Raw genomic sequence first — 12,308 nt, forward strand, 5'->3', positions numbered from 1 at the left:
ACTGTATAGATGAACAGTAATTTATGGACAAAACGTGAAGCGGGAGCCATACTCAAAGGCGTCAAAATCCGTGCCGTAAATTGCGCGTTCCCGTGCGATCGCGTATACTTCGTGCGTTGATGTAACACAGTGTGCTCTGCGGTCACCAGCCGCAAACGCTGTAAAAAAAACCTCGCTCCGGCGGGGTTTTTTGTTTTCATCACCCGACAAGCGAAACGTGATCCCTGACGCATTTTCAGGCAGATGGAAATAATTCCGTTGTCACGCCTGTAAACCTGTGCTTGTATAAATCCACTCAATGATTCCAGAGACAGGTTCCTAATGAACGCTTCCATGCTGACCTCGACCCTACTAAAAACTGCGCAACCAGCCGCAGTGGTCGTCGTGCGTGTGGTGGTGGTCGTCGGCAATGCGCCGTAGGGACTGGATCAACACACGATTCCAAACCCCGCCGGCGCAAACCGGCGGGGTTTTTCGTTAAAAGCCCCCCCGGAAAGTCGGCCCATAAGAAGGACTGGAGCATGGCAAGTTCGGGCACAACATCACACAAGACGCGTTTCACTGGCGCGCAGTTAATCGTTCATCTGCTGGAACGTCAGGGCATTACCACGGTTGCAGGTATTCCTGGCGGGACGGTACTCCCGCTGTATGACGCCTTAAGCCAGAGCACGCAGATCCGCCACGTGCTGGCGCGTCACGAGCAGGGCGCTGGCTTTATCGCGCAGGGCATGGCGCGTACCCAGGGCAAACCGGCGGTCTGTATGGCCTGTAGCGGGCCGGGCGCCACCAACCTGGTGACCGCTATCGCCGACGCGCGTCTCGACTCTATCCCGTTAGTCTGCATTACCGGCCAGGTGCCTGCCTCGATGATCGGCACCGATGCGTTTCAGGAAGTGGACACCTACGGCATCTCTATCCCCATCACCAAGCACAACTATTTAGTGCGCGATATCAGCGAATTACCGCAGGTTATCAGCGATGCGTTCCGTATCGCCCAGTCCGGCCGTCCGGGCCCGGTGTGGATAGACATTCCTAAGGATGTGCAGACCGCTGAAATTGAGATCGACGTGCTGCCGGAGCCGGGCACCCGCGCGCCATCGCCGGAATTCAGCATTGAGAGCGTGCGCGAGGCGGCGGCGATGATTAATGCCGCACAACGTCCGGTGCTCTATCTGGGCGGCGGGGTGATCGATGCCCCTGACGCGGTGCGCGCCCTGGCAGAAAAAGCCAGCCTGCCGACCACCATGACCCTGATGGCGCTGGGCATGCTGCCAAAAGCGCACCCGCTGTCGCTGGGAATGCTCGGGATGCACGGCGCGCGCAGCACCAACTTTATTTTGCAGGAAGCTGATTTATTGATTGTTCTCGGGGCGCGTTTTGATGACCGGGCGATTGGCAAAACCGAGCAGTTCTGCCCGAATGCCAAAATCATTCACGTGGATATCGACCGCGCGGAGCTGGGTAAAATCAAGCAGCCGCACGTGGCGATCCAGGGCGACGTCAACGAGGTGCTGGCGCAGCTGCTGCCGCACATCGACGCCACCCCGCGCAGCGCGTGGCATCAGCAGGTATCCGGTTTGCAGCAGGAGTTCCCGGGTGCCATCCCGACCGAAGGCGATCCGCTCAGCCATTACGGGCTGATTAACGCCGTGGCCGCCTGCGTGGACGACAGCGCGATTATCACCACCGACGTCGGGCAGCATCAGATGTGGACCGCTCAGGCCTATCCGCTGAACCGTCCGCGCCAGTGGCTGACCTCCGGCGGGCTGGGGACCATGGGCTTTGGTCTGCCTGCGGCAGTGGGTGCGGCGCTGGCGAACCCGGACCGCAAGGTGATCTGCTTCTCCGGCGACGGCAGCCTGATGATGAATATTCAGGAGATGGCCACCGCGGCAGAAAATCAGCTGGATGTGAAAATCATCCTGATGAACAACGAAGCGCTGGGCCTGGTGCATCAGCAGCAGAGCCTGTTCTACAAGCAGGGCGTTTTTGCCGCCACCTATCCGGGGATGATTAACTTTATGCAGATTGCCGCCGGTTTCGGCCTGCACACCTGCGATCTGAATGCCGAAGAGGATGCCCATGCCGCGCTGCAGGTGGCAATCTCACGCCCGGGCCCGGCGCTGATCCACGTCCGTATCGATCCACAGCAAAAAGTCTATCCGATGGTCCCACCCGGTGCGGCCAATACTGAAATGGTGGGAGAATAAGCCATGCAAAAACAAAACGATAATGTCATCCTGGAGCTTACCGTCCGCAACCATCCCGGGGTCATGACCCACGTCTGCGGGCTGTTTGCCCGCCGCGCGTTCAACGTGGAGGGCATTCTCTGTCTGCCGATTCAGGGCAGCGAGCACAGCCGCATCTGGCTGCTGGTGAATGACGATCAGCGCCTGGAGCAGATGATGGCGCAGATCGACAAGCTGGAGGACGTGGTGAAAGTAGTGCGTAACCAGTCCGATCCCACCATGTTTAACAAAATTGCGGTGTTCTTCGAATAAATCACTTAAGGTAAGCGTCTTTCGCTCTTGTAGGCCGGATAAGCGCAGCGCCATCCGGCGTTTTCAGACCGCAGGAACAAATATGACCACCATCGCCCTTATCGACGACCACCTTATCGTCCGCTCCGGATTTGCCCAGCTGCTGAGCCTGGAGCCCGACTTTCAGGTGGTGGCCGAGTTCGGCTCCGGTCGCGAGGCGCTGGCCAACCTGCCGGGGCGCCGGGTGCAGGTCTGTATCTGCGATATCTCGATGCCGGACCTCTCCGGGCTTGAGCTGTTAAGCCAGCTGCCGAAAGGGATGGCGACCATCATGCTCTCGGTGCACGACAGCCCGGCGCTGGTGGAGCAGGCGCTGAACGCGGGGGCGCGCGGGTTCCTCTCCAAACGCTGTAGCCCGGACGAGCTGATTGCCGCCGTGCGCACCGTCGCCACCGGCGGCTGCTACCTGACGCCGGACATCGCCATCAAGCTGGCGGCCGGACGCCAGGATCCGCTCACCCGACGCGAACGCCAGGTGGCGGAGAAGCTGGCCCAGGGGATGGCGGTGAAGGAGATCGCCGTCGAGCTTGGCCTGTCGCCAAAAACCGTCCATGTTCACCGCGCTAACCTGATGGAAAAACTGGGCGTCAGCAACGACGTGGAGCTGGCGCGCCGCATGTTTGACGGCTGGTAATGCACACCTTTTTCTCCCGGCTGGTGGCGGTGGTTGCCAGCTTCTTCATCTTCTCCGCCGCGTGGTTCTGCCTGTGGAGCATCAGCCTGCACCTGGTGGAACGCCCGGAGCTGGCGGTGCTGCTGTTCCCCTTTGGCCTGCGGCTGGGGCTGATGCTGCAGTGCCCGCGCGGCTACTGGCCGGTGCTGCTCGGTGCCGAATGGCTGATGCTGGTCTGGCTGGCACAGCAGGTGGCGCTGGCGCATCTGCCCTTATTGATGACCGGAAGCGTGCTGACGCTCATTCCCGTGGCGCTGATCTCCCGCTATCGTCACCAGCGCGACTGGCGCACGTTGTTGGGGCAGGGAGCGGCGCTGATCGCGGCGGCCTTACTACAGTCCCTGCCGTGGATTGGCGAGAAGGAGATGCTCAACGCCCTGCTGCTGACCCTGACCGGCGGCCTGACGCTGGCCCCGACCTGCCTCGTTATCTGGCACTATCTCACCAGCACCGTCTGGCAACCGCTGGGTCCGGCGCTGGTCTCCCAGCCGGTGAACTGGCGCGCCCGGCATCTTATCTGGTATCTGCTGCTGTTTGTGGTGAGCCTGTGGCTGCAGCTTGGCCTGCCTGCCGAGCTTTCACGCTTTACCCCCTTCTGTCTGGCGCTGCCGATCATCGCGCTGGCCTGGCATTACGGCTGGCAGGGGGGCGCTGATCGCCGCCCTGATGAACGCCATCGCGCTGATCGCCAGCCAGACCTGGCACGATCATCCGGTGGATCTGCTGCTCTCGCTGCTGGCTCAGAGCCTGACCGGGCTGCTGCTCGGGGCGGGCATCCAGCGCCTGCGCGAGCTGAACCAGTCCCTGCAAACCGAGCTGGCGCGCAACCGTCGCCTTGCCGAGCGTCTGCTGGAGACTGAAGAGCACGTCCGCCGTGAAGTGGCCCGCGAGCTGCACGACGACATCGGCCAGACCATCACCGCCATCCGCACCCAGGCGGGTATCGTTCAGCGCCTTGCCCCGGACAACGCCGGGGTGAAGCAGGGCGGGGCGCATATCGAACAGCTCTCCCTTGGCGTATACGATTCGGTGCGGCGTCTGTTGGGTCGGCTGCGCCCACGCCAGCTGGACGACCTGACCCTGGAGCAGGCGGTGCGCTCCCTGATGCGCGAGATGGAGCTGGAGAGCCGCGGCATCGTCAGCCATCTCGACTGGGATATCGACGAAACGGCGCTGAGCGAAGGCCAGCGCGTCACCCTGTTTCGCGTCTGTCAGGAGGGGCTGAATAACGTTGTTAAGCACGCCAACGCCAGCGCGGTGACGCTGCAGGGCTGGCAGCAGGATGAACGCCTCAGGTTGATTATTGAAGACGACGGCTGCGGCCTGCCGCCGGGCTCCGGCCAGCAGGGCTTTGGCCTGGCGGGGATGCGCGAGCGCGTGAAGGCGCTGGGCGGCACGCTGGCCATCTCCTGCACCCACGGGACGCGCGTCAGCGTCAGCCTGCCGCTAAGGAGCCATCATGTTTAAAACCCCTGCCAACGCCGCGCCGATCGGCGACAAAGCCGAGATCGACGCCCGCTATCGTTACTGGCGACGCCATATTCTGATCACTATCTGGCTCGGCTACGCGCTGTTCTACTTCACCCGCAAAAGCTTTAACGCCGCCGCGCCGGAGATCCTTGCCAGCGGAGTGATGACCCGCACCGATATCGGCCTGCTGGCGACGCTGTTTTACATCACCTACGGCCTGTCGAAGTTCTTCTCCGGCATCGTCAGCGACCGCTCCAACGCCCGCTATTTTATGGGCTTTGGCCTGATCGCCACCGGGGTGGTGAATATCCTGTTCGGTTTCTCCACCTCGCTGTGGGCCTTTGCCCTGCTGTGGGCGCTGAACGCCTTTTTCCAGGGCTGGGGATCGCCGGTCTGCGCCCGCCTGCTGACCAGCTGGTATTCGCGTACCGAGCGCGGCGGCTGGTGGGCGATCTGGAACACCGCCCATAACGTCGGCGGGGCGCTGATCCCCATCGTGGTGGGTGCGGCGGCGCTGCATTACGGCTGGCGCGCGGGAATGATGATCGCGGGCGGGCTGGCGATTGTTGCCGGGCTGTTTTTGTGCTGGCGGCTGCGCGACCGACCGCAAACCGTGGGCCTGCCTGCGGTGGGCGACTGGCGGCACGACGCGCTTGAGATCGCCCAGCAGCAGGAGGGGGCAGGGCTGACCCGCCGGGAGATCCTCACCCGCTACGTGCTGCTGAACCCCTGGATCTGGCTGCTGTCGCTCTGCTACGTGCTGGTCTACGTGGTGCGGGCGGCGATCAACGACTGGGGCAATCTCTACATGTCCGAGACGCTCGGCGTGGATCTGGTGACCGCCAACTCGGCGGTATCGATGTTTGAGCTGGGCGGGTTTATCGGCGCGCTGGTGGCGGGCTGGGGCTCGGACAAGCTGTTCAACGGCAACCGCGGCCCGATGAACCTGATCTTCGCCGCCGGGATTTTGCTCTCCGTCGGCTCGCTGTGGCTGATGCCCTTTGCCAGCTACGTGATGCAGGCGGCGTGCTTCTTCACCACCGGCTTCTTTGTCTTTGGTCCGCAGATGCTGATCGGCATGGCGGCGGCGGAGTGTTCCCACAAGGACGCCGCGGGCGCGGCGACGGGCTTTGTCGGGCTGTTTGCCTACCTCGGGGCATCGCTCTCCGGCTGGCCGCTGGCACGGGTGATCGACACCTGGCACTGGAGCGGGTTCTTCGCGGTGATCGCCATCGCGGCGGGGATTTCGGCCCTGCTGCTGCTGCCGTTCCTCAACGCGCAGGCCCCGCGTGAGGTGAGCGAAGCGTGATGCGCCTCACCTTTTCGCCGCGAGTAGGGCAAAACTAAGAAATTTTCCCGGTTCCGCCTGGACGCTGTCTCAGGCGTCGCTTCCGACTGATTTTTACAATGCGGCAAAAATCAGCTCGGGAGACATTTAATCATGCTGGCCTTCTTAAACCAGGTGCGCAAGCCGACCCTGGATCTGCCGCTCGATGTGCGGCGCAAAATGTGGTTCAAACCCTTCATGCAGTCCTATCTGGTGATCTTTATCGGCTACCTGACCATGTACCTGATCCGCAAAAACTTTAACATCGCCCAGAACGACATGATCTCCACCTACGGGCTGAGCATGACCCAGCTGGGGATGATTGGCCTCGGCTTCTCCATCACCTACGGGGTGGGGAAAACCCTGGTCTCCTATTACGCCGACGGCAAAAACACCAAGCAGTTCCTGCCGTTTATGCTGATCCTCTCCGCCATCTGTATGCTCGGCTTTAGCGCCAGCATGGGCGCGGGCTCGGTCAGCCTGTTTATGATGATCGCCTTCTACGCCCTGAGCGGTTTCTTCCAGAGTACCGGCGGGTCGTGCAGCTACTCCACCATCACCAAATGGACCCCGCGTCGCAAGCGTGGTTCGTACCTCGGGATGTGGAACATCTCCCACAACCTCGGCGGAGCGGGTGCGGCAGGGGTGGCGCTGTTCGGGGCCAACGTGCTGTTCGACGGCCACGTGATCGGCATGTTTATCTTCCCGTCGATTATCGCCCTGATCGTCGGCTTTATCGGTCTGCGCTACGGCAGCGACTCCCCGGAATCCTACGGTCTCGGTAAAGCCGAAGAGCTGTTTGACGAGGAGATCAGCGAGGAGGACAAAGAGACCGAAGAGAACGAGATGACCAAATGGCAGATCTTTGTTGAGTACGTGCTGAAAAACAAAGTCATCTGGCTGCTCTGCTTCTCCAACATCTTCCTGTACGTGGTGCGTATCGGTATCGACCAGTGGTCGACCGTCTATGCTTTTCAGGAGCTGAAGCTCTCCAAAGAAGTGGCGATCCAGGGTTTTACCCTGTTTGAAGTGGGTGCCCTGGTCGGCACCCTGCTGTGGGGCTGGCTCTCGGATCTCGCCAACGGCCGTCGGGCGCTGGTGGCCTGCGTGGCGCTGGCGCTGATTATCGCCACCCTCGGCATTTATCAGCACGCCAGCAACCAGTACGTGTACCTGGCCTCCCTGTTCGCCCTCGGCTTCCTGGTGTTTGGTCCGCAGCTGCTGATCGGCGTGGCAGCAGTCGGCTTCGTGCCGAAAAAAGCGATCGGCGCTGCCGATGGGATCAAAGGCACCTTCGCCTACCTGATTGGCGACAGCTTCGCCAAGCTGGGGCTGGGGATGATTGCCGACGGCACACCGATTTTCGGCCTCACCGGCTGGGCGGGCACCTTCGCCGCGCTGGATGCCGCCGCCATCGGCTGTATCGTTCTGATGGCGATGGTCGCGGTGCTGGAAGAGCGCAAAATTCGCCGCGAAAAACGCGTGCAACGTTTGAAAGCAGTCTGAGTGTGCAGGTAACTTTTTGCCCGGCGTGATACTCACCGCCGGGGAGGTAACTCCCCGGCGTAAATTTTCAGAATTTAACTCCTGTTTCAGCCATTTACAGCCTACCCCCGCCGTGCAACCATCCCTCATTAACCTTACGTTAAATGAGGCTTTGTTATGGATAACTGGCTGGCCCTTTTCGACGGACAGACGCGTTACACCCTGGAAATTACCGGCTCCACCGTCACCCCCGACGTGCTGCGCTTCAGCGGCCGGGAAGCCCTCAGCGAGCCCTTCCAGTGGACCATCGACTTCACCACCCCGCAGGTCAATATTCGCCCGGAAGAGGTGCTGCTGAAACATGCCACCCTGAGGATGCGCAGCGGCAAGGCGGTGCACGGCATCATCACCCGTCTGGAGTGGATTGCCACCACCGCCGACCAGTCTCATTACCAGGTGGTGCTCAGCTCCCGCCTGGCCCTGCTGGCGCGCACCCGCCAGTGCCGCATCTTTCAGAACCGGTCCGTGCCGGAGGTGGTGGACCAGGTCCTGCGTCAGCACGGCCTGGAGGGCGCGGATTTTGACTTCCGCCTGGAGCGTGTGTATCCGGCGCGGGAGCTGATTACCCAGTGGCGGGAGACGGACCTCCAGTTTGTGCAGCGCATTCTCTCGGAGGTGGGGGTTTTCTGGCGCACGGAGCCGGACGAGGCGCGCGGCCTGGAGAGGGTGATTTTCGCCGACAGCCAGCTTAACTATCAGTTCGACGTCCGCCTGCCGTACCGCGAGCCATCCGGCCTGTATGACGGGGCGGCAGAGTCAGTGTGGGACGTGCGCACGTTACATCAGGTGGTGCCGGGGAGGGTCCGCACCCGGGACTACAACCCCCGCGACGCCGGGGCGCCGATGGACGCCGCGGTAAGCGTGCGCAGTGAGGCCGTGACCACCGGGGAGCACTACCATTACGCAGAGCCGTACCGGGAGCCCGGCGATGACACTGACCCGGCGCCGGAGACCGAATCCGGGGCCTTCTACGCCCGTATCCGGCATGAGCGGGAGCTGAATGCCTCGGCCCGTGTTCATCTGGAGAGTAACGCCGCCGGCCTGCTGCCGGGCCAGGTGCTGGAGCCGCAGGGGAATGTCATCCGGGACCTGCGGGAGGGCGTGCTCATCACGGAGATAAACTACCACGCCGCCCGGGATACCCGGCTCCACGTTTCTGTCGACGGGATACCCTATACGGAACGCTACTGCTTCCGCCCCGCCGGAGTCCCGCGCCCGGAAGTGCACGGCACCCTGCCGGCCCGCATCGAGAGCCGGGAAAAAGATGACATTTATGCGCATCTGGACGACCAGGGCCGCTACCGGGTCCGGCTGGACTTTGACCGCAGTGACAGTGAGCAGGGCTTCGGCTATCTGTGGCTGCGGATGGCTAAGCCGTATGCCGGCGGGACATATGGCTGGCACACCCCGCTCACTGACGGGACCGAAGTGGCGGTTGCGTACAGCAACGGCGACATCGACCTGCCGTATATCTCCCACGCCCTGCACGACTCTGAACACCCTGACCACGTCACCCGGGACAACCACACCCGCAACGTGCTGCGCACGCCCGCGAACAACAAGCTGCGGATGGAGGACCTGCGCGGGGAGGAGCACATCAAGCTTGCCACGGAGTACGGCAGAACCCAGCTGAATGCCGGGCATCTGGTGGATGCGCAGGAGAAACCCCGGGGCAAAGGCTTTGAGCTCAGAACCGATGAGCACGGCGTGATACGGGTGGCGAAGGGGCTGTTCATCACCGCCGACGGGCAGCAGAAGGCGCAGGGCGAGGTGCTGGACATGGACACCGCCCTCAAGGAAATCGAGGCCTGCCTCCGGCAACTGCAGCAGCTGGAGGTGGCGGCGGAGCAGGCGCAGGCCCTGAAGGCGGATATCGACAGCCAGATTCAGATGTTTGAAAAGCGCCTGAAGCCGCTGAACGAGACCCTGCTGTTCTCCGCTCCGGACGGGATGGCCTTCACCAGTGGCGAGCATATGCAGATGACCGCTGCGAAGAATGTCGCCATCAATGCAGGCGGGGATACCAGCCTCGGGGTGACGGGCAACATGACCGCCCTGGCCGGGGAGAAAATGGGGCTGTTTGCCCGGACCGGCCAGCTGAGTCTGAAGGCCAGTGAAGGTCCGGTGGAGATGCAGGCCCAGAACGGGAGCCTGCAGCTGTTCGCGGAGCAGAAGCTGACCCTGACCTCGGTAAGTAACATCTCCCTGGCCGGGAAAAAGCGCATCACGCTGATTGGCGGCGGGAGTTACCTGCGGCTGGAGGCGGGGAAAATTGAGTACGGGACCCTGGGAACCTACCTGCGCCGGACGAAGCGGACTATGGCGGCTGCACCCGCTTCGATACCGTTACAGATACCCCGCCTGGGTACCTCACATATCTATTCCGCGATCTACCAGTTACAGGATGAGCAGGGCTCCCTCCTGACAGGTAAACCTTACAGGCTCACAACGCCTTCCGGGCAGACTGCGACAGGTTATACCGATCACGAAGGGAAAACGGTGCCCGTATATACCCGCAATCAGGAAAACGTCGAACTACACGTTGTGCAGAAAAAACCGCAGCCACAGGAAACGCTGTGGTTTATCGGTGACGGCTCAGAGCAACAAATGGAAACTGAACTCAGGGAGTAGCCATAATGGAACTACCGGATTTACCCACATCGCCTGACTCGCCCGATAATCCCTCGGGCAAAAACAACCAGCCGTGGGACTGTACCACCACCGGCGTCGAGATGGTGGAGAAGCAGTCGCAGCTGCCGACTGAAAATAACCGCCAGTATCTGCATATTAAAGTTGAATATGCGATGCGTTTCCCCCGCCTGTCCGCAAAGGTTCGCCGCAATGGCAAAAGCTATCAGATGAGCTTAAAGCAGCTGATGATGAGCGGGCTTATCCGCGCAGATGAAATCGCAGCGAAATATTACTGGTGGTATAAGGCGGAAGTGCCATTCGATATCCGTACCACACCGCCCCGCCCTTATCTCAGCAGCACGCAAACAGGGCCGGGCAGACGGCATACCACCAACCCCTTCCCCGAACCGGGAATCAGCCTGCTCTCCTATAATAACGGGGTAATTATGAAAGCTGGTGAATTACCTCCGTCAGTGGGTGAGATGAAAACTGAAGGCCTTCCTCCGCTACTGGTGAAGATAAATCAAATCATTAAACCGGTTCGCTATGATGAACCCCGTTCCCTGCATTTTTACTCGTCATACGAGAACCATCAGTTTAATAAAGAATCGACCATGAAGTGGTATCGACGCTTCGACGACACCAGCGCCCTGCTGGACAGCGAGGAGCCCGAAACTTCATCTGAACCGGTTCGCATCACCCGATGGACCGATGAAACCGCGCCGCACGCCGGGCAGTGGGCCGCCATCGTTAACGGCACAACGGAGTATATCCGGACCCGCGAAGGGGAAAAAATGCCTGCCTTTGAAGACAAGCACGGCAAAAAACACCGCGCCCGCTGGTCGCTGCTTAAGCGTGATGACAAAGGCAGCGTATTTATTATTCCGGAATAAAAGAGCAGCTGAGATGGAACTGAACTATATCGAAAAATGGCTACCGGAAGCGTCAGTAAAATACAAGGACGGCAGCCCGGCTGTGAATCTTGGGCTGATTATCACCGTGTTTTTTAAAAACGGTCATACACCGGATATCCGCCGCAAAATGGTGGAGTGCATGGATCGTTATTACGGTGAATTTAAGCCATATCTCAAGAAAACGCTGCCGGTAAAGAAATGGACCAGAATCACCGAAAACAATTATGCTAAACAGCGGCAGGCCATTCTTGACTCAACGCCCGAGGAAAGTTTTGACTGGATCCTGAGTTCCGCTACGGAATCTTATCTTGCGCCAGACTACAGCATTTTAATTATGGGAATACGCGTTTTTCATAATGATACGGACCGTTCAGTAATTAAACTTGTCTTTCCCCTTTCCCTGCTGAAAGAGCCGGACGGTAAGGCACGCTATGAATCCTGGCTGCTGTGGCTGTGCAACACTTTTGAGGTTGAAAGCGGCTATGCCGGGTTGTCGTTCGTTCTGCCCTACGCCCGTGAACGCATGTTCCCTTATGAGTATGCCCTGGCGCAGCGCTTTTCCGGTGTGATGGTGGACTCCCTGGGCACCCTGGAAGGCGGGGAGGCGGTTGAAGGGCTCAAGGGTGCCTGCTGGTACACCATCCTGGGGACCCAGTGGCTGGAAAAGCTCGGTGGAGAAAACGCCGTCGCGCGACGTCTGGTGAAAACCCCGGAAATCAGCCTGCTTTCCTATAGCAACGGGGTGATTATGAAAGCCGGTGAATTGCCTCCTTCACTGGGGGAAAAGCAAACTGAAGGCCTTCCTCCCTTACTGGTAAAAGTGAACAAGATTATTCGTCCGGTTCGTTATGACGGCCATAAGGGGCTGCATTTCTATTCAGAATACGAAAATCACCAGTTTGATGAAGCATCTTCCATGAAATGGTTTGCCCGCTTCGATGGTGCCAGCGCCATGCTGGACAGCGAGGAACCCGAAACTTCATCCGAACCGGTACGTATTACCCGCTGGACAGATGAAACAGCCCCCCCATGCAGGACAATGGGCCGCCATCGTCAACGGTACTACGGAATATATTGAAACCCGTGAAGGCCAGAAAATGCCTGCCTTTGAAGACAAGCACGGCAAAAAACACCGCGCCCGCTGGTCGCTGCTTAAGCGTGATGACAAAGGCAGCGTATTTATTATTCCGGAATAAAAGAGCAGCTGA

At 60.2% G+C, this 12,308-nt stretch carries 9 protein-coding genes and 1 pseudogene; all 10 read left to right on the plus strand.

Features of this window, described 5'->3' with window-relative positions; genetic code table 11:
- Positions 1 to 321: 321 nt before the first annotated feature.
- Entirely contained in the window at positions 322 to 420 is a 99-nt protein-coding gene (gene ivbL, locus AAHB66_RS00165; RefSeq protein ID WP_337018032.1) for an ilvB operon leader peptide IvbL, read from the plus strand.
- 101 nt (positions 421 to 521) lie between these two features.
- On the plus strand, positions 522 to 2,210 hold the full coding sequence (gene ilvB / locus AAHB66_RS00170; RefSeq protein ID WP_347114797.1) for an acetolactate synthase large subunit: 1,689 nt from the start codon (positions 522 to 524) through the stop codon (positions 2,208 to 2,210).
- Positions 2,211 to 2,213: 3 nt separating this feature from the next.
- The gene (gene ilvN, locus AAHB66_RS00175; protein WP_039032259.1) at positions 2,214 to 2,501 is read left to right on the plus strand and encodes an acetolactate synthase small subunit; all 288 of its coding nucleotides are present in this window, start codon (positions 2,214 to 2,216) and stop codon (positions 2,499 to 2,501) included.
- 82 nt (positions 2,502 to 2,583) lie between these two features.
- The gene (uhpA, locus tag AAHB66_RS00180) at positions 2,584 to 3,174 is read left to right on the plus strand and encodes a transcriptional regulator UhpA (RefSeq protein ID WP_347114798.1); all 591 of its coding nucleotides are present in this window, start codon (positions 2,584 to 2,586) and stop codon (positions 3,172 to 3,174) included.
- Positions 3,174 to 4,680 (plus strand): annotated as a pseudogene (gene uhpB, locus AAHB66_RS00185) (signal transduction histidine-protein kinase/phosphatase UhpB). The gene uhpA and the pseudogene uhpB overlap by 1 nt, the downstream one beginning before the upstream one ends.
- On the plus strand, positions 4,673 to 5,992 hold the full coding sequence (locus tag AAHB66_RS00190; protein WP_347114799.1) for an MFS transporter: 1,320 nt from the start codon (positions 4,673 to 4,675) through the stop codon (positions 5,990 to 5,992). The pseudogene uhpB and the gene AAHB66_RS00190 overlap by 8 nt, the downstream one beginning before the upstream one ends.
- Positions 5,993 to 6,124: 132 nt before the next feature.
- Entirely contained in the window at positions 6,125 to 7,516 is a 1,392-nt protein-coding gene (uhpT, locus tag AAHB66_RS00195) for a hexose-6-phosphate:phosphate antiporter (protein ID WP_347114800.1), read from the plus strand.
- A 156-nt stretch (positions 7,517 to 7,672) separates the two neighbouring features.
- Positions 7,673 to 10,186: a type VI secretion system tip protein VgrG gene (gene vgrG, locus AAHB66_RS00200; RefSeq protein WP_347114801.1), complete on the plus strand. Its 2,514-nt coding sequence runs from the start codon at positions 7,673 to 7,675 to the stop codon at positions 10,184 to 10,186.
- 5 nt (positions 10,187 to 10,191) lie between these two features.
- The gene (locus tag AAHB66_RS00205; protein ID WP_347114802.1) at positions 10,192 to 11,079 is read left to right on the plus strand and encodes a type VI immunity family protein; all 888 of its coding nucleotides are present in this window, start codon (positions 10,192 to 10,194) and stop codon (positions 11,077 to 11,079) included.
- A 13-nt stretch (positions 11,080 to 11,092) separates the two neighbouring features.
- Positions 11,093 to 12,178, plus strand: a complete 1,086-nt coding sequence (locus tag AAHB66_RS00210) for a DUF3396 domain-containing protein (protein ID WP_347114803.1) — start codon at positions 11,093 to 11,095, stop codon at positions 12,176 to 12,178.
- Positions 12,179 to 12,308: the final 130 nt, after the last annotated feature.

Origin of the sequence: Leclercia sp. S52, from assembly GCF_039727615.1 — a bacterium.
Taxonomy (GTDB): Bacteria; Pseudomonadota; Gammaproteobacteria; order Enterobacterales; family Enterobacteriaceae; genus Enterobacter; species Enterobacter adecarboxylatus_B.